Source organism: Novosphingobium sp. (genome assembly GCF_027489515.1).
Taxonomy (GTDB): Bacteria; Pseudomonadota; Alphaproteobacteria; order Sphingomonadales; family Sphingomonadaceae; genus Novosphingobium.
The window spans coordinates 1-20634 of record NZ_JAIXZS010000107.1 but is presented as its reverse complement, the minus strand read 5'-3'; the positions used below and the strand labels follow the sequence as shown (position 1 = coordinate 20634).

Annotated in this window: 20 protein-coding genes; 11 read left to right on the top strand and 9 right to left on the bottom strand. The window is 65.5% G+C overall.

Annotation, left to right across the window (positions count from 1 at the left end; genetic code table 11):
- Positions 1 to 77: 77 nt before the first annotated feature.
- The 5 genes from Q0082_RS18720 to Q0082_RS18700 all read left to right on the top strand — a co-directional run bounded on the left by Q0082_RS18720 (position 78) and on the right by Q0082_RS18700 (position 6280).
- Positions 78 to 1220 carry a hypothetical protein gene (locus Q0082_RS18720; RefSeq protein ID WP_298195119.1) on the top strand — a complete coding sequence of 381 codons (1143 nt, stop codon included), beginning with the start codon at positions 78 to 80 and terminating at the stop codon, positions 1218 to 1220.
- 63 nt (positions 1221 to 1283) lie between these two features.
- Complete coding sequence (locus Q0082_RS18715; protein ID WP_298195118.1) at positions 1284 to 2198, top strand: sulfite exporter TauE/SafE family protein; 915 nt, start codon at positions 1284 to 1286, stop codon at positions 2196 to 2198.
- Positions 2195 to 2953, top strand: coding sequence for a TIGR02186 family protein (locus Q0082_RS18710; protein ID WP_298195117.1), 759 nt, complete (start codon positions 2195 to 2197; stop codon positions 2951 to 2953). Before Q0082_RS18715 ends, Q0082_RS18710 begins: the two co-directional genes overlap by 4 nt.
- 117 nt (positions 2954 to 3070) lie before the next feature.
- Positions 3071 to 4804 carry a DUF87 domain-containing protein gene (locus tag Q0082_RS18705; protein ID WP_298195116.1) on the top strand — a complete coding sequence of 578 codons (1734 nt, stop codon included), beginning with the start codon at positions 3071 to 3073 and terminating at the stop codon, positions 4802 to 4804.
- Between the two features lie 321 nt (positions 4805 to 5125).
- Positions 5126 to 6280, top strand: a complete 1155-nt coding sequence (locus Q0082_RS18700; protein ID WP_298195115.1) for a calcium-binding protein — start codon at positions 5126 to 5128, stop codon at positions 6278 to 6280.
- A gap of 25 nt (positions 6281 to 6305) precedes the next feature.
- Here Q0082_RS18700 and Q0082_RS18695 read toward each other — a convergent pair whose 3' ends face one another.
- Genes Q0082_RS18695 through Q0082_RS18685 form a run of 3 tightly spaced genes read right to left on the bottom strand, consistent with a single transcriptional unit; the run spans position 6306 to position 8807 of the window.
- Positions 6306 to 7769 carry an MATE family efflux transporter gene (locus tag Q0082_RS18695; RefSeq protein ID WP_298195114.1) on the bottom strand — a complete coding sequence of 488 codons (1464 nt, stop codon included), beginning with the start codon at positions 7767 to 7769 and terminating at the stop codon, positions 6306 to 6308.
- 4 nt (positions 7770 to 7773) lie between these two features.
- Positions 7774 to 8295 carry a DUF177 domain-containing protein gene (locus Q0082_RS18690; protein WP_298195113.1) on the bottom strand — a complete coding sequence of 174 codons (522 nt, stop codon included), beginning with the start codon at positions 8293 to 8295 and terminating at the stop codon, positions 7774 to 7776.
- On the bottom strand, positions 8292 to 8807 hold the full coding sequence (locus Q0082_RS18685; RefSeq protein WP_298195112.1) for a ubiquinol-cytochrome C chaperone family protein: 516 nt from the start codon (positions 8805 to 8807) through the stop codon (positions 8292 to 8294). The genes Q0082_RS18690 and Q0082_RS18685 overlap by 4 nt, the downstream gene beginning before the upstream one ends.
- 190 nt (positions 8808 to 8997) lie before the next feature.
- Between Q0082_RS18685 and Q0082_RS18680 the strand changes: the two genes are divergently transcribed.
- From Q0082_RS18680 to Q0082_RS18665, 4 genes are all read left to right on the top strand, one after another.
- Positions 8998 to 9504: an outer membrane protein assembly factor BamE gene (locus Q0082_RS18680; protein ID WP_298195111.1), complete on the top strand. Its 507-nt coding sequence runs from the start codon at positions 8998 to 9000 to the stop codon at positions 9502 to 9504.
- 50 nt (positions 9505 to 9554) lie between these two features.
- Positions 9555 to 10112 (top strand): ATP-dependent protease subunit HslV, encoded by a 558-nt coding sequence (gene hslV / locus Q0082_RS18675; protein WP_298195110.1) that lies wholly within the window; start codon positions 9555 to 9557, stop codon positions 10110 to 10112.
- A 68-nt stretch (positions 10113 to 10180) separates the two neighbouring features.
- The gene (hslU, locus tag Q0082_RS18670; RefSeq protein ID WP_298195109.1) at positions 10181 to 11482 is read left to right on the top strand and encodes an ATP-dependent protease ATPase subunit HslU; all 1302 of its coding nucleotides are present in this window, start codon (positions 10181 to 10183) and stop codon (positions 11480 to 11482) included.
- Between the two features lie 60 nt (positions 11483 to 11542).
- Positions 11543 to 11941 (top strand): GFA family protein, encoded by a 399-nt coding sequence (locus Q0082_RS18665; RefSeq protein WP_298195108.1) that lies wholly within the window; start codon positions 11543 to 11545, stop codon positions 11939 to 11941.
- Here the strand turns inward: Q0082_RS18665 and Q0082_RS18660 are convergent.
- Positions 11929 to 13311 (bottom strand): peptide MFS transporter, encoded by a 1383-nt coding sequence (locus Q0082_RS18660; RefSeq protein WP_298195107.1) that lies wholly within the window; start codon positions 13309 to 13311, stop codon positions 11929 to 11931. The two genes, Q0082_RS18665 and Q0082_RS18660, sit on opposite strands and share 13 nt — an antisense overlap.
- Before the next feature lie 93 nt (positions 13312 to 13404).
- Here Q0082_RS18660 and Q0082_RS18655 point away from each other — a divergent pair, with 93 nt between their 5' ends.
- Together Q0082_RS18655 and Q0082_RS18650 are read left to right on the top strand one after the other, a co-directional pair.
- Positions 13405 to 13605, top strand: a complete 201-nt coding sequence (locus Q0082_RS18655; RefSeq protein WP_054121679.1) for a DUF1737 domain-containing protein — start codon at positions 13405 to 13407, stop codon at positions 13603 to 13605.
- Positions 13602 to 14072, top strand: coding sequence for a GNAT family N-acetyltransferase (locus Q0082_RS18650; protein WP_298195106.1), 471 nt, complete (start codon positions 13602 to 13604; stop codon positions 14070 to 14072). The genes Q0082_RS18655 and Q0082_RS18650 overlap by 4 nt, the downstream gene beginning before the upstream one ends.
- 22 nt (positions 14073 to 14094) lie before the next feature.
- On the opposite strand, the gene Q0082_RS18645 is transcribed toward Q0082_RS18650, so the two are convergent.
- From Q0082_RS18645 to Q0082_RS18625, 5 genes are all read right to left on the bottom strand, one after another.
- Positions 14095 to 14832: a hypothetical protein gene (locus Q0082_RS18645; RefSeq protein ID WP_298195105.1), complete on the bottom strand. Its 738-nt coding sequence runs from the start codon at positions 14830 to 14832 to the stop codon at positions 14095 to 14097.
- A gap of 18 nt (positions 14833 to 14850) precedes the next feature.
- Entirely contained in the window at positions 14851 to 16686 is a 1836-nt protein-coding gene (locus Q0082_RS18640) for an ABC transporter ATP-binding protein/permease (protein ID WP_298195104.1), read from the bottom strand.
- Between the two features lie 64 nt (positions 16687 to 16750).
- Positions 16751 to 17665 (bottom strand): aspartyl protease family protein, encoded by a 915-nt coding sequence (locus tag Q0082_RS18635; protein ID WP_298195103.1) that lies wholly within the window; start codon positions 17663 to 17665, stop codon positions 16751 to 16753.
- 56 nt (positions 17666 to 17721) lie between these two features.
- Complete coding sequence (locus Q0082_RS18630; protein ID WP_298195102.1) at positions 17722 to 19245, bottom strand: lipopolysaccharide biosynthesis protein; 1524 nt, start codon at positions 19243 to 19245, stop codon at positions 17722 to 17724.
- Positions 19246 to 19247: 2 nt separating this feature from the next.
- Positions 19248 to 20312 carry a glycosyltransferase family A protein gene (locus Q0082_RS18625; RefSeq protein ID WP_298195101.1) on the bottom strand — a complete coding sequence of 355 codons (1065 nt, stop codon included), beginning with the start codon at positions 20310 to 20312 and terminating at the stop codon, positions 19248 to 19250.
- Between the last annotated feature and the right edge of the window lie 322 nt (positions 20313 to 20634).

Sequence of the window (20634 nt, the reverse complement as noted above, 5' to 3'; positions counted from 1 at the left end):
GCGAGATGGTGCCGCTGCGTAGCTCGGTGGCGCGCCGGAGGAGGCCTCCGCGCGGACAGCCCGTGATTGCGCTGGTGATGATCCTCACGATGTGGATTGCGGTGCGGGTCACGGTCGTCGCGATCGAGGGAAGCCCGGCTGAGGAGATGCAGCGGATGGCGTCCGGTTCCGGGGCTGCCCCTCTCGCCGCACCGGCCCCCGGGCCGCGAAACCCCGCATACCCCGAACGGCACAGCGCAAGGCTCGCCACGCTGGCGGTTCCCCTCATGCCGCGCCGCGGGGCGAACAGCGCCGCGCGGCGCGCACCCCAGCTGGCCACGGGCGATGCGGTGGGACGGACGGAGCATCTGCAGGCTGCTCTGGGGCAGCGCCCTGAGGCAGAGCGCGGCGCGATGTTGGCAGAGGCGCTCAGCTCTGAGCCTATGGCAACGTCGGCAGGTAATCCGGTTCCTGCAGGAAGCCGCCTGTCCCATCTGGCAGCGCCGACGGGCATCGCGCGCCCTGCGGCGGCGACGGCGGGAACACCGCGAGACAGGACGGGGCCGCGCCTGCCGCGCTGGTCGGCCGATGGCTGGCTGCTGCTGCGCGGCGGCGATCAGGCGCCGGCGCTTTCACCGGGGACTGCTGCCTATGGCGGCAGCCAGGCCGGCGGCGTGCTGCGTTATGGCTTCGCACCGGCAAGCGCGCTGCGGCCACAAGCCTATCTGCGCGTCTCGACGGCGCTGGGCGCGCAAGTTCGGCAAAGCGAGGCAGCGCTGGGGCTCATGGTGCGGCCGGTGCGGCGACTGCCGGTGGCGCTGCTCGGCGAATGGCGGCTGCAGGAGCAGAGCGGGGTCACCCGGTCGCGCCCGGTTGTCATGGCCGTGACCCAAATGGCGCCGCTGCGCTTGCCGCTGGGCGTCGAGGCGGAGGCCTATGCGCAGGGCGGCTGGGCCGGTGGGCGCGATGCAACACCGTTCTACGATCTGGCTGCAACCCTGCAGCGCCATGTAATCCGTCCCCTGCCGGGCACACAGCTTAGCGCGGGTGGTGGGGTCTGGAGCGGCGGGCAGCGCGGCGCAGTGCGGCTCGACCTCGGGCCACGGGTTGAACTCAGGACCGTGCTCGGGCCATCCTCGCGGCGGATCGGGGTGCGGGTCGGCGTGGACTGGCGTTTTCGCGTCGCGGGGCGGGCCGAGCCCGGGTCGGGCCCCGCATTGACAGTCGCGGCGGGATTCTGATCGGGAAAAAGACGGTGCCAAGCGTTCCCAAGCGGGTGCGGAGCGGCTAGCCTCGCGGACAGGATGGATGTTTACCTCCCGATCGCGAATCTTTCGGTCAATGGCCTCGTCATCGTCCTGCTCGGCGCGCTGACAGGGCTACTTTCGGGCATGTTCGGCGTGGGCGGCGGGTTCCTGACAACGCCTCTGCTCATCTTCTACGGCGTGCCGCCGACAGTGGCGGCGGCATCCGCTGCCAGCCAGGTGACCGGGGCAAGTGTTTCGGGCGCCTTCGCCCATGCCCGGCGCGGTGGGATCGATTACCAGATGGGCGGCGTGCTGGTGGCAGGCGGCGTGATCGGCACCGGCCTCGGCGCGCTGCTGTTCCGCCTGCTGGAGGCGCTCGGCCAGATCGATACGGTCATCAACATTCTCTATGTGCTGATGCTCGGCGGGATCGGCGGCCTCATGGCGCACGAGAGCCTCGGCGCGCTGAGAGCCGAGCGCACCGGCAAACCGCAGCCGCCCCGCAAGCGCCGCCACCATCCGCTGGTCGCCAGCCTGCCGCTGCGCTGGCGCTTCTATCGGTCTGGGCTCTACATCTCGCCGCTGGCGCCGCTGCTGCTGGGGATTTTTACCGGCATCCTCACCATGCTGATGGGGATCGGCGGCGGCTTCATCCTCGTGCCCGCGATGCTCTACATCCTCGGCATGGGAGTGACGGTGGTCGTGGGCACATCGCTGTTCCAGATCCTGTTCGTGACGATGGCGACGACGATGATGCATGCGCTCACGACACGCGCGGTCGATATCGTGCTGGCGGTGCTGCTGCTGATTGGATCGGTGACCGGGGCGCAGCTCGGCGCGCAGTTCGCGCAGAAGGCAAAGCCGGAGCAGTTGCGGCTGATCCTAGCGGTGATCGTGCTCGGTGTCGCGATCCGCATGGCGCTGGGGCTTGGCTACCGGCCGGACGAGATATACACAGTGGTGGCGCAATGATCGGGCGGATCGCGGCGCTGCTGCTTGTGCTGTTCCTGAGTGCCGGCGCGCGGGGGCCGATCCTGGTGCCCGAGATCTCGCAGCACGAGATCCAGGTGCGGCAGGGCTTTACCGGGGCCGACCTGCTGCTGTTCGGTGCAATCCTGACACCCGAGGGCACGCGTGCGGCAGGAGATTACGACATTGTCGTGCTGCTCGAAGGACCCGCGCGCTCGATCGTGGTGCGCGAGAAGCGCAAGGTGGCGGGCATCTGGGTTAATGCCGACAGCACCGAGTTCCGCTCGGCGCCGAGCTTCTATGCGCTGGCCTCCTCGCGGCCGGTGGCCGCGCTGGTCGATGGCAAGACCGCGGCGATTTATGAGATGGGCCTGAAGTGGCTGCAGCTTTCGCCGGTGGGCGTGATCGATCCGGTGGAGCAGAAGCGCTTTTCGGGTGGCCTGGTTGATCTCATGCGGCGGCAGGGGCTCTACCAGGAGGACGAGAACGCGGTGAAGATCAGCGGACAAGTGCTTTACCAGGCGCGGATTTCGCTGCCCTCGAGCGTGCTGACAGGCACCTATACGGCCGAGACATTTGCCGTGCGCGACGGCCGGGTGGTTGCCTCAGCCATCTCGCGCGTCACGGTGCGCAAGGAAGGATTCGAGCGGCTGGTGGCTTACAATGCCGAGCGTAATGGTTTCTTTTACGGGCTGTTTGCGGTCGTCGTTTCGATCTCGATGGGCTGGATTGCCGGGCGTCTTTTCGCGCTCGTCTGACCAGCGCTGCCGGACATATGGCAAAAGCTTTGCCACTTTGAATGATTAGCCAGTTTTTAACCGTCTAAGGTTAGGTCCTGACTACGCGAAGCCGTTTCGGGCGGGGATCAAGTGGCAATGAGCGATATGAGCATCAATGGCCTGGAAGGCGCAGGCAGGGCGACGCCCGCCGACCTCGCGGCCAACGGTGCGCGTCCAGCCGTGAGCAGCGACGCGCGGGGCGCGCCGCGCCCTGCATCGGACAACGCCCGGCGTCCGATCGGCTATGTGCTCGACGTATCCGGTGCGGGCAGCTCGATTGCGCTCGATCTCACCCGGCTTGAGGAATGCATGGCGGACAGCGATCCGTCGATCTCGCTTGCAGGGCAAGTCGGCAGCCAGCTCAAGATCCGCGTCGGCACCGGCTGGCTGCTTGCCAGCGTACGCACCCAGCGCCAGGACATGACCGCCGGGCACGACGGCGTGATCATCGCGCAAGTCGACTTCCTCGGCGAAGGCGACGAGGAACGGCTGACAGGCAAGATCTACGGGTTCCGCCGCGGCGTGACGCGCTATCCAGTGCCCGGATCGCCGATCTATCCCGCGACCAGCACCGACCTTCGCCAGATCTATGCGAGCGACGGCCGCACCAACGTGACCATCGGCACGGTATTCCCGACCCGCGACATCCGCGCCGGGCTCTATGTCGATGCGCTGCTGGGCAAGCATTTCGCGCTGCTGGGATCGACCGGTACCGGCAAATCGACAAGCGCCGCGCTCATCCTGCACCGCATTTGCGAGCTGGCGCCCGAGGGTCACATCGTGATGATCGACCCGCACGGCGAATACATGCAGGCCTTCCGCAACCACGGCCAGCTGCTCGACGTCTCGAACCTCAACATGCCGTACTGGCTGATGAATTTCGAAGAGCACTGCGAAGTGTTCCTGACCTCGACCGGTACGGATCGCCAGATCGATTCGGATATTCTCGGCAAGTGCCTGTTGCAGGCGCGGCACAGGAATCGGCTGGCGGAGCAGATCGGCAAGATCACGGTCGATTCGCCGATCCCGTATCTGCTGTCCGACCTGCTCAACATCCTCAACAACGAGATGGGCAAGCTCGACAAGGGCCACACTTCGGTGCCCTATCAGCGGATCAAGACCAAGATCGAGGAACTGCGCGGCGATCCGCGCTATCAGTTCATGTTCTCGGGCATGCTCGTGGGCGATACGATGGCCGAATTCATCAGCCGCGTGTTCCGCCTTCCCTCGCACGGCAAGCCGATCTCGATCATCGACGTTTCGGGCGTGCCTTCGGAAGTGACTTCGACCGTCGTCGCTGTGCTTTCGCGCCTCGTGTTCGACTACGCGATCTGGTCGCGCGACGAGGAGACCCGGCCGATCCTGCTGGTCTGCGAGGAAGCGCATCGCTACGTTCCGGCTGAGAAGAATTCCGATGGCTCCTCGGTCGGCCGCATCCTCTCGCGTATCGCCAAGGAAGGCCGCAAATACGGCGTTTCGCTGGGCCTCATCACGCAGCGCCCCTCCGACCTTGCCGAAGGCGTGCTCAGCCAGTGCGGCACGATCATCGCGATGCGCCTCAACAATGAGCGCGACCAGGCTTTCGTGAAGGCAGCGATGCCCGAAGGCGCGCGCGGGTTTCTCGATTCGATCCCGGCGCTGCGCAACCGCGAATGCATCATCTGCGGCGAGGGTGTTTCGATCCCGATCCGCGTTTCGTTCGACGAACTGCACAATGACTTGCGTCCCGCCTCGGCCGACCCGTCGTTCTCCGAACTCTGGGGCAAGACCGGCGGCGAGGAAATGGCCGTCGAACGGACGGTGCAGCGCTGGCGCGCGCAGTCGCGGTAATCAGGAAGAGCGCGACCGGCAGGCATGGGAGCCTGCGCTTGGATCCCGAACAACTCTGTCGTGTATGGACACCGCGCAATGACGCGGCGCGAACGCAGGTTCGTGTCAAAATATCTCTCGGCCTTGATCAAACGTTCTGGCCCCGCCTAGGAAGGTATAGCCGCATGCCGATCGTATATGGCGAGCAGACCAGACTGATTGAGGGACCACGCCATTATGGTTTCGTTGCGGGCTTACGCACCGTTTGATTACTTCACGACCAGTCTTCTTTCGCTTGGTCAGAGTATCACACCGCCGGTTCTTGATACCAGCGGGAGCACCATGATTGCCGGCCGCGCCTACGCGAATGCCCTTTCGGTCGAGTATTGGGTTACGTCCTACGGGGGCTCGCCAGTCTATTCCAGCAACAAGCTCGTTCAGACGGTGATTGCAGGACGGAATTTTTCGCTTTCCGCCGACAAGACCGTACTCGATGGAACGATCAACGCGATTGCGCAGTACACCGATGGCGAGACGACGCCGGACTTTGTCCTGACCGGGGTCAGACTGTCCGCAGTCGATTATGCAAGGGAGCAAGCCCTTTCGGATCAGATGGCTTTCCGCCTGATCTTCAAGGGCAACGACCGTGTCGTGCTTTCGCCGGGTAATGACAGGATCGATACGTGGGACGGCAACGATGTCATCTTTGCAGGGGGCGGAGATGACACGGTCTACGCCGGTGCCGGTGACGATATCGTGCAGAGCAATGCCGGTAACGATTGGCTGCTGGGGCAGGCCGGCAATGACAGCCTGTTTGGTGGCAGCGGCAACGACATCCTGACCGGTGGCACGGGCACCGACCTTATCAATGGCGGGAGCGGGCGCGATACCTACTCGCTCGATGATCTCTATACAGGCTCATTCACGGTCGATCTCAGAATAACCGGGCCGCAGGCCATCGGCACGGCTGGACAAGCCACACTGGTCAGCATCGAGTCGCTTGCCGGCAGCTACGGCAAGGACACACTCATCGGGGACGACAAGGCCAACTGGCTGGCCGGGAATGGCGACAACGATATCCTGTTCGGCAATGGCGGGAACGATTGGCTGAGTGCCGATGGCGGCAATGACAGTCTGACTGGCGGGAGCGGTGCTGACCGCTTCAGTCTGACCGAACTGGGCGGAATCGAGATTACCCGCGACAGGATCACGGATTTCAACCGCGCCGAGGGGGATCGGATCGTCCTGTCGAACTATGCCGTGACCGGCACCTTTTCGCCCAAGCCGCAAGCCCTGAGCTTTGCCAACTTCTACAGCGCGCCCGGAGCCAAGGCGGCGCAGGATGCGTCCGACCGGATCATCTACAATTCCAGCACCGGAGTCCTGTACTACGATCCCGATGGTGTGGGCGGCAAAGCGGCCGTTGCCGTCGCGGATATAGCCATTGCCGGTGGCAACTTTCCGGACCTCTCCATCAGCGATTTCCTGCTGATCTGAGCGGACGAACCTTGCTGCGACCGCCTTAGAGCGAAGGCGCCATCCGCCCCGTGCAATCGCCGTCTGCCTGCGTTTCCTCGCTGCATTCGGCTTCGTCGACGACGCGGGCCTTGGTGCGCCAGCCGGGGCGGCGGTAGGCGATGGTGGCCATGATCGTCGCGGCGGCAGAGCCGACCGGGAAGGAAAGCCAGATCGCGTCCGGGCCGAGCGCGGGGTAGGCAAGCGCATAGAAGCCGAGGCGGACGGGGTACATCGCGGCGCCAAGGACGATGATCGGGGCGAGGACGACGCCGCCCGCGCGCATTGTCCCGAACAGCACGATCGTCATGCCGAAGAGGACGTAGCTCCAGCTGGCCATGAACTGGATGTGGCGCGCAGCGTCCACGGCGGGGCTGGTCGGGCCGAGGAACAGGGTCAGCACCGGGCGATCGAAGGCGAGCAGCAGGAGCGTCAGCGCCCCGGTGATGGTGATGTTGAGGATGAGCCCGGCACGGGTGATCTTGCCGAGGCGCTCGCCGAGCCCGGCGCCGATCGTCTGCGCGGCCATGGCGCTGAGCGCGGCGGAAATCGCCATCGCGGGCATCTGCAGGTAGGTCCAGACTTGGAGCGAAGCGCCGTAGGCCGCGCTGAGCATGGCGCCTTCCTGATTGACGAGGCCGATCATGATGAGGCCCGAGGCCGAGATCATCAGCATCTGCGCGCCCATCGGCAGGCCCTTGATGAGAATGTATCTGAGCTCTGCGGCCTGCGGGATGAGGTAGGCAAGCTCGCGCCCACGCAGCCGCAGCGGGAGATTGCGCGCGTAGACGTAGATCACGAGGCCGGCCATCGAGGCATAGGCGGCAATCGCCGTCGCCAGTGCGGAGCCGGCAATTCCGAGCGCGGGAATGGGTCCGAAGCCGGCGATCAGCAGCGGGTTGAGCGCGATATCGAGCACAACCGAGACGACCATGAAGCGCAGCGACGTCTGCGCGTCTCCAGCGCCGCGCAGGCCCATGCCGACGATGACCGTGATCGTCGAAGCGGGCATCGCGACGAAGATCAGCCGCAGATAGGTAAGCGCGAAGCCGAAGATCTCGGGCGGGGTGCGCATGGCGGTGAGGAGGTGCGGAGTCAGCACCCAGCCAAGCGGCGCGAGTACGAGGCTCAGACCGACACAGAGGCCGATCGCGGTGCCGAATGTGCGCCGGGCAGCATCGACCTGCCCCGCACCGAATGCCTGGCCGACCTTTACCGTGGCCGCCATGCCGAAGCCGAACACCGCTGCAAAGATGAGGAACATCACGACATTGGCGTTGGCCGTGGCAGCGAGAGCGCTATCCCCCAGCAGGCGGCCGACCCAGACCGAATTGACCGAGCCGTTGAGCGCCTGAAGGATGTTCGAGGCGAGCGTGGGCGCGGAGAACACCAGCAGGGTCGTGAGGATCGGGCCCTTTGTCAGGTCGCGGTGGCCGCCTCCGGGGCCGCGCTGGGGTCCGTCCTCGCTCATGGGATCAATCCTGCTTCTTCAGTGCGGCAAGCGCGGCGAAAGGCCCGGTGGGTGTTTCGCCGGTGAGGCCGTACTCGGCGCGGAAGGCTTCGGCGTTCGGCCCTTCCGCGAAGGGATCGATGGCGAGCGCCAGGGTCTGGGCGAGGGCTTCGCCGAGATCAAAGGCAGTGCCTTCGTATTCGATCTCGTCGCAATCATCGGCGGTGAGCTCGACTTCCTCGTCCGGCGTGATCGCCCCCGCCGGCGGGACAAAGCGCATGTGGACGGTCTCTTCGATATGGACGGGGAAGTCTTCGGCAGAAATGCGGCAGGCCTGGATGACGTCGGCGACAAGGCGGCCGGTGGCAGTGACCCGCTCGCCCTCGCGCACAAGCTGGACAGTGGCCTGCATCGCCGGAATGGCGGTGATCCCGAAGCGCCCGGCAAGGCGGCGGCGCGCGGCTTCGTCGGGTACGAGCGTCAGCGGCGCATCGGTGATCTGGCGCAGATCGACGGGGTAGCTATATTCGGGCGCAGGTAGGCTCATCGTCCGATTTCACCTGCCAACACGCGGAAGCCCGGGACAAGCGCGAGGCCGGCGGCGAAAGCGCGGGCGCGCTGCGCGACGATCAGGGGATCGGTGCCCGAGGAGAGCGTGACATTGCGGCGCACGGCTTCGGCCATGGCCTCTTCGCCGCCCGCCAGCCCCTCGCGGTAGGCGCCAAGGCGGCCGCCGAGCGTGCCCATGAGCTTGCCAATGTGCTTTCCGACGACGACATCGCCGACACCCTGCTCGCGCAGCTGGCCGTCCATGTCTTCGACAAACAGTTCGGTGAGGCGGGCGGAGGGCGCGATCAGTGCATCCTCGTGCTCCATCCGCAGCATGACGAGGCTGAGCACCAGCGTGATCATGTCGAACCTGCCGGCGAGCGTATCGGCGACACCGCAATCCCGGTACCATTCCTTCTCGCGCGCGATGGCGACGATCCGGTGCCACAACTCGCGCACGGTATCGCGTTCATCCGTGCGGGCACCGAACAGGCGGGCGAGGAGCGACATGTGCGTGGTTGTCCTTCTTGGCTGGCCGGGCGGTTCAGGGCGGGGAAAGCGCCCGTGCGCCATTGCAGTAACGCGCCGTGCACCGTAAGGCACGTGGCGATAAACGGCGATATAGGGTGCGCGGGCCAATTGGCAAACGCCCCGATGGGCACGGTGACTGGGCCGGCAGCCGGCGAATTCGGAGTAACGCATGCTGGGCAAGGGCTGGAACACAAGACTGCAGGCGGCGGCGGCGCTGGGCGCGCTGACGCTCATGGTAGGGGGCTGCGCCAGTATCAAGGATCACCGCGGCTACCTGATCGATCCGGCGCTGACCGGTTCGGTGCAGCCGGGGATCGACAACCGCACTTCGGTGGAACGCGCGCTCGGCCAGCCGACCTTCAAGAGCGAGTTCGGCAAGCAGATCTGGTACTACGTCTCGATCGACACCCGCCAGCGCCCATTCAAGCGCCCGCAAGCGCGCGAGCAGAATGTGCTGATGGTAAGCTTCGACGAGAAGGGCAATGTTGCCAGCGTGGAGCGGCGCGGCATGGAGAAAGTCGTCTCGCTCAACCCCGACGGCCACAAGACCCCGACGCTGGGCCGCACGCGCAGCTTCTTTGAAGATCTGTTCGGCAATATCGGCTCGGTCGGCGCGGTGCCGGGTGCGGCAGGTGCAGGCGGTGGGCCGACAGGTTCCGGTCCGAACGGAAGCTGAGGGTTCGGCATAGCGCTTGAACCGGATTTCGTGCGCCCCATATCGGGTGCATGAACGATACTCATTCAGCCCACGGGCTTGTGCAGTGGCACGGCACCACGATCATCGGCGTCAAGAAGAATGGCCGCACCGTCATCGCCGGTGACGGGCAGGTTTCCATGGGCAACACCGTGATGAAGCCCAATGCCCGCAAGGTTCGGCGCATCGGGGACGGCAAGGTGATTGCCGGGTTTGCCGGAGCGACCGCGGATGCCTTTACGCTCTTCGAGCGGCTGGAACGCAAGCTGGAACAGCACCGCGGGCAATTGATGCGGGCGGCAGTGGAACTCGCCAAGGACTGGCGGACCGACAAGTACCTCCGCAATCTTGAAGCGCTGATGATCGTCGCGGATGCCGAGACGATGCTGATCCTGACCGGCAACGGCGACGTGCTGGAGCCCGAAGGCGGGATCGCGGCGATCGGCTCTGGCGGCAACTATGCGCTGGCGGCCGCGAAGGCGCTCGACCCTTACGAGGACGATGCCGAGAAGATTGCGCGGCGCGCGATGCAGGTGGCGGCCGAAGTCTGCGTCTTCACCAATGACCGCGTGACGGTCGAAGAGATCTGAGCGCCGCTGCCACTCCAACATACCCTCCCCCGGCCCCTCCCGCAGGCGGGAGGGGAGAGAGAATTGCCATGAACGAGACCCTTACTCCCAAAGCCATTGTTGCTGCACTTGATGCGCATATTGTCGGCCAGGCCGATGCCAAGAAGGCCGTTGCGGTTGCCTTGCGCAACCGCTGGCGGCGGCAGCGCCTATCTGCTGACTTGCGCGACGAGGTGAGCCCCAAGAACATCCTGATGATCGGGCCCACGGGCTGCGGCAAGACCGAGATCAGCCGGCGGCTGGCGAAGCTGGCCGAAGCGCCGTTCGTGAAGGTCGAGGCGACCAAGTTCACCGAGGTCGGCTATGTCGGCCGCGATGTGGAGCAGATCGCGCGCGATCTCGTGGAGGAAGCGGTGCGGCTCGAGAAGGAGCGGCGCCGCGAGGCGGTGCGCGAGGCAGCGAGCAAGGCGGCGATGGACCGGCTGCTGAAGGCGCTGGTGGGTGACGGCGCGAGCGAGGCGACGCGCGAGAGCTTTCGCCAGCGGATTTCGGAAGGCTCGATGAACGACGTCGAAGTCGAGATCGAGGTGGAGGATACCCCCGCCAAGGCTATGGAGATCCCGGGCATGCAGGGCGGGATCGGCATGATCAACTTGTCCGAGATGATGGGCAAGGCCTTCGGGCAGAAGCCGCTGAAGCGGCGCAAGCTGCGCGTGGCGGATGCGTGGGACAAACTGGTCGACGAAGAGGCCGAGAAGCGGATGGATCAGGACGACGTCGCACGCGCGGCGCTGATCAATGCCGAGACCAACGGCATCGTGTTCATCGACGAGATCGACAAGATCGCGGTGAGCGACGTGCGCGGCGGTTCGGTGAGCCGCGAGGGCGTCCAGCGCGATCTGCTGCCGCTGATCGAGGGCACCACGGTCGCCACCAAGTACGGGCCGATGAAGACCGACCATGTCCTGTTCATCGCCTCCGGCGCGTTCCATGTGGCCAAGCCCAGCGACATGCTGCCGGAATTGCAGGGCCGCCTGCCGATCCGGGTGGAGCTGGCGGCGCTTAGCGAGGATGACTTCGTGCATATCCTCTCCTCGACACGGGCGAACCTGGTCGAGCAGTACCGCGCGCTCCTGGGCACCGAGCAGGTGACGGTGAACTTCACGCCGGATGCGATTCGGGCTGTCGCACGGACGGCGGCGCAAGTGAACGAAGCGGTCGAGAACATCGGCGCGCGGCGGTTGCAGACGGTGATGGAAAAGCTGCTTGAGGAAGTGAGCTTCGAGGCCGAGGACCGGCGCGGCACGACGGTGACGATCGACGCGGCCTATGTGGCGGACAAGCTGGCAGGACTGGCCGGGAACGCGGACCTTTCAAAATACATCTTGTAAGCCGCCAAGCTTCGGATATGTTCCTATTATGTTCTAACCAAGGCAAAGGGGTGAGCAACGATGGAACTGTCCGGAGGATGTCAGTGCGGCGCGGTCCGCTATGCGGTGAAGGGTGAGGCGCAGCACTCCTCGCTCTGCCACTGCGCGGATTGCCGCAAGAGTGCCGGTGCGCCGATGGTGGGCTGGGCAGCCTATGCTGATGCCGATTTCGAGGTGACGCAGGGCGAGCCGGTGGTGTTCAATTCCTCCGGCTCGGCAATGCGCGCCTTTTGCGGGACCTGCGGGACGGGGTTGTTCTATCGCAACGCCGAGTTCTTGCCGGGGCTGGTCGACATTCAGACAGCGACGCTTGATGATCCGGAAGCGCTCCCGCCGCAGCTTCACGTACAGGTGGCCGAGCGGATCGGCTGGATGGAAAGTGCGCACGAGTTGCCGGCGTTCGAGCGCTATCCGGGATAGGCTGATTCGTCCTGCGCGAGCAGGCGGCCCAGCAGCGGCGCAGCGATCAGGATGCCAATTCCGGCTCCGGTGCAGATCACGGCGTTGATGAGCCAGAACGGGGCGGGGCCGAGGCTTTCGTAGAGCCCGCCCATCCAGCCGCTCAGCACGCTGCCGGCGGCGGTTGCGAGCATGCAAATGCCGACCAGCGTGCCGCGCAAGCTCTGCGGAGCGCGGGTGCCATAGAGGCCGAGGATGACGGGCGCATAGTACATCGCGCCGAAGTTCGAAGTGATATGGAACAGGAGCGGGAGCGCGATGGGCGCGCGGCCTGTGCTGCCCGCCAGAAGCGGCCCCGCTGCGAGCAGGCCAACGCTGAGGCCGAAGATGACGCTGCCGATGGCAAGCTTGGTCAGCACAGCGGGTTCGCGTCCGCGCCTCGCCTGAATCGACCAGATCCACAGGACGAGCGGGATGAACAGGCCCGGCGCGAGGCCGTCGAGGGACTGGAACCATGGGACCGGAACGGAAAAGCCGCCCACATCGAGGTCCACGCTGTCGCGCAGCCAGATGTTGTAGACGTTCCAGATCTGCGCCTGCGCGGTCCAGTAGCAGACGACGAGCGGCCAGATGAGCAGCAGGCCGAGGACGCGTCGGCGTTCGGATGCGGTGAGGGGCGGGCGCTTGCCCGAGGCGACGGGTGTGCGCTGCTGTTCGGCCGGGAGCCAGCGCTGCCCGCCGAGATAGACGAGGAGCCCGATCAGCATGCCGAAGCCCGCGACGGCGAATCCAGCATGCCAGCCCCAGATCGCGGCGACGCTACCGCTGAGGATCGGCGCGGCGGCAGCGCCGAAATTGATGCCGAGGTAGTAGTACTGGAAGGCGTTGACCTCGCGCGGGTCGCCATCGGCGTAGAGTGACTTGACCTGAGCCGAGAGATTGCCGCGCAAAAGGCCTGCGCCGCACATGAGCAAGACGAGCGCGATCAGGAAGGTGCGGTCGAACGCGAGCGCGAAATGGCCCATCGTCATCATGGCCGCGCCGCTGCCGACGGCCAGCTTGCGGCCAGTGATCCGGTCTCCGATCCAGCCGCCCAGCAGCGGAAAACCCGTGACGCAGGCGTAGTAGTAGCCGAAGGTCTGCAGCGCGATTACCTGCGGACCAAGCGGCCCGGAGGTGCTTTCCAGAAAGGCGCGAAAGGGCGCAAAGCCGATTACCGTGGCAACGCGGGCGGGATCGAGCAGCAGATCGCCTGTCATGTAGAGCACCAGCATCGCGACCATGCCGTGGAACGAGATACGGTCCCACAACTCGGTGCCAGCGAGGACCCAGAGGCCCTTGGGCTGGCCGAACAGGTCTTCGCTGCGCTGTGGTAGTGCCTGATCCGCCATGATTTCCCCCGCTGCTCGCACAGGGTGAACGAACCGGCGCGCTTTGCAAGGAATGGTGATGCAGCCGCGGCTGCCTTGCCCTATATATCAGGTATGTACACGACCCCAGAAGACCGCCCGATCTATCGACTCCTTACCGGTAAGGACGATCGCGCCTTTTGTGAGCGCGTGTCCGAAGCGCTGATGCAGGGCTGGCGGCTTTACGGCTCGCCCACCATCACCTGGGATGAAGAAGGTGGCTGCATGAAGGCGGCGCAGGCGGTGGTGTGGCACGAGGCCGATGTGGTGAAATGATCGGACTTGTCGTCCGCCGGCTGGGCCGCGCCGACGAAGCGGCACTCCGGGCCGTAAACAGGTTGTTCGCCGAGGTATTCGAAGATCCCGAAACGTATGGGGCGGCCCAGCCTGATGGCGCGTACCTGACGCGGTTGCTTGGGCGCGAGGAGTTTGTGGCCCTGGTGGCCGAGGTCCGGGGTGAGGTGGTGGGCGCTTTGGTGGCCTACGAGCTGGAAAAGTTCGAACAGGAGCGCAGCGAGTTCTACATCTACGACCTTGGCGTCGATGAAGCGGCTCGCCGGCAGGGTGTTGCTTCACAACTGATTGCGCACCTCGGCGCAATTGCCCGGAACCGGGGCAGTGACGTCGTGTTCGTGCAGGCTGATCTGGACGATCCACCGGCGCATGCGCTCTATGCCAAACTCGGCGAGGGCAGGTCCGTGCTGCATTTCGAGATCAATGTCACGCCGCCGCCAGCTGTATGATGCACCGCCTGCCCCCGCTCTCTCAGCGGCCAGGCTTGTACACCGCCAGGCTTGCCGGATCGAACTCGGGCTGGTCGTCGCCGAAGCGGTAGAACACGCCGATGCCATCGAACAGGCGCCAGTAGCTGTCGGTGCGGGCCGAACGGCCGTAGGGGCCGCATGGAGCATCGAGCGCGGCGGCCTTGCGGGCTTCGGTGGGGGGCAGATCGAACACGTAGGCGTCGATCGGGTAGCCTTCGATCTCGGGCGTGCGCAAGGCGCATGGCTTGACGTGCTTTGGCGGTATGCCAGGCATCACCAGCGCGTAGATCGCCTCATAGGGGGCGGGATGCCCTTCGACGAGGGTGAGAACCGGCTTGCCCGCAAGCGCGGCGTTGCGCGCGGTTTCGGCGTAGCTCAGCGTGAAGGCGCCATTCTCGCCGGGCGCGATGGCGAGGCGGGCGGCGCGATCGCCGCAGCGCTGTGCGGCATAGAGCAGCCAGCGGCCATCGGAGAGCGGGGCTTCCTGCGCGAGCACATCGCAGCCGGCGGGAGGCTGCCAGGCATTGCGGCGCGTCTGCGGCAGGCGGGCAAGCGCATCGGCGCGGCACAGGCCCGAGCCCGCAAGAAGACCGCCCGAGGCGGCGCAAGGGACGGGCGGATTCGCGGCGGGTTCAGCTTGTGCGACGGGGACTGGTGCCGGTGCTGGCACTGTCTGGGCAGCCGCAGGTGCGAATTGGCCGAAGACGAGCGCTGCGAAAAGGACGAATGGCTTGGGCATCGCGGGACGTTTCAGCCTCTATTCGGCGGCCTCGCTGAGGTCGCTCTGTTCGGCCGCCTGGCGCGTCCACATTTCAGCATAAAGACCATCGCGCCGCAGCAGCTCGAGATGGCCGCCGCTTTCGACAAGGCGGCCCTGATCGAGCACGAAGATGCGGTCCGAATCGGCGATGGTCGAAAGGCGGTGCGCGATCGAGATCGTGGTGCGCTGTTCGGCGAGGCCGCGCATGGTGGAGAGGATATCCTGCTCGGTGCGGGTATCGAGCGCGCTGGTCGCCTCGTCGAACAGGACGATGGGCGGGTTCTTCACCAGCGTACGCGCGATGGCGACGCGCTGCTTCTCGCCGCCCGAGAGCTTGAGGCCGCGTTCGCCAACTTCAGTCTCGAACCCCTTGGGCAGGCGTTCGATCAGCGGCGATAGCGCGGCAGCGCGGGCAGCGGCTTCGACGTCCGCGAGGTCCGCGCCATCGCGGCCATAGGCGATGTTGTAGCCGATGGTATCGTTGAACAGCACCGAATCCTGCGGGACGATGCCGAGCGCGGCGCGGAGCGATTTCTGGGTGACGAGGCGGATGTCCTGCCCGTCGATCAGGATGCGCCCACCTTGTGGATCGTAGAAGCGGAACAGCAGGCGCGCGATGGTCGATTTGCCCGCGCCCGAGGGGCCGACGATGGCGACCTTGCTGCCGGCGGCGATCTCGAGTGTCAGGCCGTGAAGGATCGTGCGGTCCGGGTCGTAGCCGAACGTGACAGTGTCAAACACCACCGCGGGCTGGCGGACGAGGAGTGCGGGGGCGCCAGGCGCGTCGGCGACTTCCTGCGGCTCGTCCATCAGTTTGAACATGGCGGCCATATCGATCAGGCCCTGGCGGATGGTGCGGTAGACCATGCCGAGCATGTCGAGCGGGCGGAACAGCTGGGTGAGGTAAGTGTTCACGAAGACAACGTCGCCGACCGTGAGCTGGCCCTTGGCCCAGCCCCACACGGTGTAGGCCATCGCGCCTGCCATCAGCAGATTGACGATCAGCGCCTGCGTGATGTTGAGCAGGCCCAATGAGTTCTCGCTCTTCACCGCGGCATCGGCATAGGCGCGGGTGGCCTGCGCGTAGCGGGCTTCCTCGCGCGCTTCAGCGGCGAAGTATTTCACGGTTTCGTAGTTGAGCAGTGAATCGACGGCGCGGGCCATGGCCTGCCCGTCGAGCCGGTTCATCTTCTCGCGCAGGGCGTTGCGCCATTCGGTGATCGTGCGCGTGGCCCAGGCATAGAGCACCACCGCAAGTGCGGTGGCGGCGACGAGCGGCCAGCCGAAGCTGATGTAGAAGATGATCGCAACCGCGACGAGTTCGATCACTGTGGGCGCGATGTTGAACAAGAGGAAATAGAGCATCACGTCGATGCTCTTGGTGCCGCGCTCGATCACCTTGGTAACCTCGCCGGTGCGGCGGGCGAGGTGGAAGCGCAGCGAAAGCTTGTGCAGCCGGCTGAACACGTCTTCGGCCAGCGCGCGGGTCGCATCCTGCCCGACACGCTCGAACACGATGTTGCGCAAGTTGTCGAAGGCGACGCCGGAGAAGCGGCCGAGTGCATAGGCGAGCACGAAAGCGAGCGCGACGGCATAGGCGCCGCTGGCGGTGCCAGCGGTCGTGCCGGGCAGGCTCATCGCATCGATCGCGCGCTTGTAGGCGTAGGGGAGCGCGAGCGTGGTCGCCTTGGCGGCAAGAATGAGCACGGTGGCGCCGATAATCCGGCGCCGCAGGACCGGATTATCGCGTGGCCAGAGATAGGGCAGGAAACGGCGAAGCGTGCCCCAGCCATCGTGGCGGGCATTCGGATCAGTGGCGGTATCTGGCGGCATTGTTCCCAGATAGGGGCTTTGGCGCGTTTCGCCAGTGGTTATGGGATGCGGTTGCGATACCTTCTCAGAACCGGATCGGGATCTCGGCGTTGTCGGGTAGATCGAACAGGATGCGCTTGGTCGAGAAATCGATGGCGACGCGGTGGAACAGCTTGAGCTGGTTCATGCCCATGAACATCGCCGGACGTTTGACCATCTCGAGCTTTTCGAAGGCAGGCGTGTCGGCGAAGACGAGCATGGAATTGCTCATCGTCATCGTGCCGAGCTTTACGGTGCGGGCCATGGCGATATCGGCCATGATCGTCTGCCCGGTGACGGACTGCAGCTGCGTCGTCTCACCCTTGTGGCGCTTGGAAAGGGCCCTTTGCAAAGCGCGGTTACCGATCGAGGTATCGGAGCCGGTGTCGATCACGATATCGGTACGCACACCGTCGATCACCGCGTTGGTCATGATCAGCTGGCCCGAGCGGCGGCGGGCCTGGACGACGATCTCGAACCCGCGGCTGCCGCCCAGCGTGGCGGCATCGCCGATTGCCATGCGCTTCTTGTCGAAATCGAGGAGGACGCGCTGGTCCTGCAGGCTGTCGAGCCCGATGATCCCGTCTGCGCCGATGTTGTAGCCATCGAGCAGCGGTGCGGTGAGGCCATAGAAGCTGCGGCGGCCGAGGTTGATCTCGTCGATCTCGACCAGATCGACGCTCTGCGTGCCGGCGATGCCGATGAGGAGGCCGGTGCCGGACATGGGCAGCTGGAGCCGGGTGGCAATGTCGCGGGCGAGCACGGTCCGCTCGGCGCCGGTATCGACGAGGAAATCATAGGGTCCCGCCTTGCCGATGCGGACGGGCACGGTCATGCGGTCATGCCGGTCGATATCGGCCTTGACGATGTCGACTGCGCCCGGCCCGCCTTCGGCTGGCGGCAACGGTGCAGGGGTTGCCAGCGCGAGCGCGCCGGCGGGTGCGAGTGCCAATAGGCCCATGGCGTCCTTCTCCTGCATACAAGCATACGCCTTTCGGAAGGCGGTGCCTATGAGTTTCAGGGGGTTGCCGGCTGGACTCGGCGTCCGCGCAGACCGGCGAGGAGTTCGCCGAGGAGACCGGTGATCTCGCCAAGGAGCGGGTGGCCGGCAAGACGCAGCGCAGCCAGCCAGAGGAGGATGCCGGAGCCTGCCGTCACCAGCATCTGCAATGCACCGGCCTCGGTCGCCGGGGCCCAGAGCTGATAGCCTGCCAGCACCGGCGCAACCGCTGCAGCGGTGACGACAAGGCTGCGCAGGTAGATGAGGGCAAGTTCGCGCCAGCGGAAACCGAGCATGCCCTGCATGAACGGAGCGTAGATGACCATGAAGACGAGGCCATGCGCAAAGCGCGAGATGGCAACCCAGATGAGCCCGAAGGGCGCCGCAACCGCGAGCAGCAGCACCGAGGCCAGGGTCTCGATCACGTTGCGGCGGATGAGACCGCGCATGTGGCCGAGCAGGACCGGCAGATCACCGTTGAGCGGCAGCGCGACATAGCACAGCTGTGACAGCGCGACCCAGCCAAGCAGCGGCGCGGCTGCGATCCAGCGCGCGCCATAAAGGAGGTGGATGATCGGCTCGGCAAGCACGGCGATGCCCGCCATCGCCGGCCATGTCACGCCGGTATAGGCTGCGACCACGCGCAAGTAGGGCGGGCCGAGCGGTTCGCCGCTATCACGCACGCGGCGGAAGGCGGGATAGAACACGCCGGTGACGGCCCCTGCGACAAGGAGGCGCAGCTGCAAGGCAAGGCCCGAGGCGCGCGCGAAGAGGCCGACCGCGGCGTTGTCGATCAGGCGGCCGATGACGAGTTCGGGCGCGCGGCCGGTAATCGAGTAGCAGGTGGCCTGCGCACTGTTGGTGCCGCCGAGCTGGAACACCGGGCCAGCACCTGCAAGGCGCAGCGGCCAGGGCAGCATGAAGCCGGCCCGCCACTGGCTGACGACAAGCCGCGCGGCCTGTTGGGCAAAGGCTCCCCACGCGAGCGCCAGCGCGCCGTAACCAAAGAGCGCGAGCGTGATCGCGACGCCAGCATTGGCGATCGACGAGCCGACCTCGATCATGGTGTTCGACTTGTAGTCCATCCGCCGCTGGCAGGTCGCCTGCGGGACGATCGCGAGCGGAACGAGAAGGTAGGAGCAGGCGATTACCAGCGCGACCGGACGCATCGCCGGATCGTGATAGAACGCCGCGATCGGGCCCGAGGCGAGGATCGCGAGCAGCGCGATGCTCCAGGCAAAGATGACCGAGATCGTGAAGGCGGTATGGAGCTTTTCAAGCGTCAGTTCGCGCTCGCCGTTGATGTAGCGCGTGACGCCGAAATCCTGGAGGAAAGCGACCAGCGTCACCGCGGCGAAGGCGATCGAGAAGAGGCCCAGCTCTGCAGGCGTGATGAACCACCGTGCGAGAACAACGCTGGTGACGAACTGTATGGCAAAGGATGTGTACTGCGAGACGAGCGCCCAGACGGCCGCGGTCCGCACGGACATGACCGGTGGCTGCTCCGCAAGCTCGGCGACAAGGCGTTCTTTGCGGGTCATGTTCAGCCCTCAGTTTCGAGGAAGCTGGGGTAGACGGCTGAGCCTGCGCCGCCCCGGCTGTGGGCACGGCGGCGCCAGCGCAGCATCGGCCGCGCGAGCGACGGGAAGAAGCGCCACAGGGCAAAGCACATACGCCAGGTCATTCCGGCAACCCGGTTGCGGCACTGGCGAAGGGCAGCAAGGCCGCGCCGGGTATCCCCATCGACGATAGAGTCGATGGCGTGCTCGAAATCGAGCGCGGCGCGGCTTTCGGTGAGCAGCTGGTCGAGCAGCGGGATCTCTGGTGCGGTCGCTGCGAGGGCGGCGCGAGCCTTCTCGTAAGTGCGGATATTGCCGAGCAGCATGCGCCCGGCATTGGCCGAAGCACTGCCGGGACGAACCCGGTACTCGCCGAGCACCATGTCGACATAACGCGCCGTCCCGCCGAGCATCATCAGGCGCACCCACAGATCGAAATCCTCCGACTGGGCCATGCGGCTATCGAAGCCGCCAACCCGCTCGAAATCGGCGCGGCGGAAGGTGGTGCCGATATAGACGTTGAAGGATCGGTCCAGCACGTTGGAAAGCGTGCCATGGGTTGGCTGCGGCCGGTCAACGCAAGTGCGCAGCTTCTCGACTGCGCCGAAGATCAGCGCATTGCAGGTGACGAGGCGGACGGCCGGGTCATTCTCGAGAATGGGTACGACAGTCGCGAGGTAGTCGGGGCGGAAGAGATCATCGCCATCGAGCAGGGTGATGAGCGGAGCCACCGCTGCGGCAATCGCCGTATTGCGGGCGGCGGAGACGCCGTTGTTCGTCGTGGCGAGAAAGCGGATGCGGGGATCGGCGAGGAACGGGGCGACGGCACCAGCCACATCGTCTGGCGCACCGTCGTCGATCACGACGCATTCCCACGCGGTGAAGGACTGGCGCTGCAACGATGTCAGCGCCTCGGCCAGCAGATGCGCGACACCATAGGCCGGCACGATCACACACACGCGCGCATCGCTTTGCGCACGCGTGGAGGAGGCGTCCTCCATGCCGCGCAATGCCGCGGGCGGAGTCGCGTTGGGTGAATCGCTCGCCATGTCCGATCCGGACTAGACCCGAGCGCTTAAGGTTTCGCTTACGATGCCGAGTCGGGGCCGATTCTTCGCAAATCCGCGCGTTTCGGCGCAGTGATTCGGCGCCGGGCTGAATCATCCGAGGCGCGCAACAATCGCAAAGTCCCCGGTTTCCGGGGGGTTTGCGACTTGTTTCAAAAAAAATGCAAAATCCCGTTGACGGGTGGGAACCCCCTCCATATATGCCCCTTCACCGGCAGGGAACGGCGGCTTCGCTTCCTCCTCTACCGGTCGCCAACATAGTCGGACACCAAGTCCCCCGGTAGCAAAAATCGGGGAACAATGG

Excerpts from the sequence above, each read along its gene's own strand:
- Q0082_RS18720 (WP_298195119.1), top strand. The coding sequence starts at position 78 with ATGATCCTCACGATGTGGATTGCGGTGCGGGTCACGGTCGTCGCGATC.
- Q0082_RS18715 (WP_298195118.1), top strand. The coding sequence starts at position 1,284 with ATGGATGTTTACCTCCCGATCGCGAATCTTTCGGTCAATGGCCTCGTC.
- Q0082_RS18710 (WP_298195117.1), top strand. The coding sequence starts at position 2,195 with ATGATCGGGCGGATCGCGGCGCTGCTGCTTGTGCTGTTCCTGAGTGCC.
- Q0082_RS18705 (WP_298195116.1), top strand. The coding sequence starts at position 3,071 with ATGAGCGATATGAGCATCAATGGCCTGGAAGGCGCAGGCAGGGCGACG.
- Q0082_RS18700 (WP_298195115.1), top strand. The coding sequence starts at position 5,126 with ATGATTGCCGGCCGCGCCTACGCGAATGCCCTTTCGGTCGAGTATTGG.
- Q0082_RS18695 (WP_298195114.1), bottom strand. The coding sequence starts at position 7,769 with ATGAGCGAGGACGGACCCCAGCGCGGCCCCGGAGGCGGCCACCGCGAC.
- Q0082_RS18690 (WP_298195113.1), bottom strand. The coding sequence starts at position 8,295 with ATGAGCCTACCTGCGCCCGAATATAGCTACCCCGTCGATCTGCGCCAG.
- Q0082_RS18685 (WP_298195112.1), bottom strand. The coding sequence starts at position 8,807 with ATGTCGCTCCTCGCCCGCCTGTTCGGTGCCCGCACGGATGAACGCGAT.
- Q0082_RS18680 (WP_298195111.1), top strand. The coding sequence starts at position 8,998 with ATGCTGGGCAAGGGCTGGAACACAAGACTGCAGGCGGCGGCGGCGCTG.
- hslV (WP_298195110.1), top strand. The coding sequence starts at position 9,555 with ATGAACGATACTCATTCAGCCCACGGGCTTGTGCAGTGGCACGGCACC.
- hslU (WP_298195109.1), top strand. The coding sequence starts at position 10,181 with ATGAACGAGACCCTTACTCCCAAAGCCATTGTTGCTGCACTTGATGCG.
- Q0082_RS18665 (WP_298195108.1), top strand. The coding sequence starts at position 11,543 with ATGGAACTGTCCGGAGGATGTCAGTGCGGCGCGGTCCGCTATGCGGTG.
- Q0082_RS18660 (WP_298195107.1), bottom strand. The coding sequence starts at position 13,311 with ATGGCGGATCAGGCACTACCACAGCGCAGCGAAGACCTGTTCGGCCAG.
- Q0082_RS18655 (WP_054121679.1), top strand. The coding sequence starts at position 13,405 with ATGTACACGACCCCAGAAGACCGCCCGATCTATCGACTCCTTACCGGT.
- Q0082_RS18650 (WP_298195106.1), top strand. The coding sequence starts at position 13,602 with ATGATCGGACTTGTCGTCCGCCGGCTGGGCCGCGCCGACGAAGCGGCA.
- Q0082_RS18645 (WP_298195105.1), bottom strand. The coding sequence starts at position 14,832 with ATGCCCAAGCCATTCGTCCTTTTCGCAGCGCTCGTCTTCGGCCAATTC.
- Q0082_RS18640 (WP_298195104.1), bottom strand. The coding sequence starts at position 16,686 with ATGCCGCCAGATACCGCCACTGATCCGAATGCCCGCCACGATGGCTGG.
- Q0082_RS18635 (WP_298195103.1), bottom strand. The coding sequence starts at position 17,665 with ATGGGCCTATTGGCACTCGCACCCGCCGGCGCGCTCGCGCTGGCAACC.
- Q0082_RS18630 (WP_298195102.1), bottom strand. The coding sequence starts at position 19,245 with ATGACCCGCAAAGAACGCCTTGTCGCCGAGCTTGCGGAGCAGCCACCG.
- Q0082_RS18625 (WP_298195101.1), bottom strand. The coding sequence starts at position 20,312 with ATGGCGAGCGATTCACCCAACGCGACTCCGCCCGCGGCATTGCGCGGC.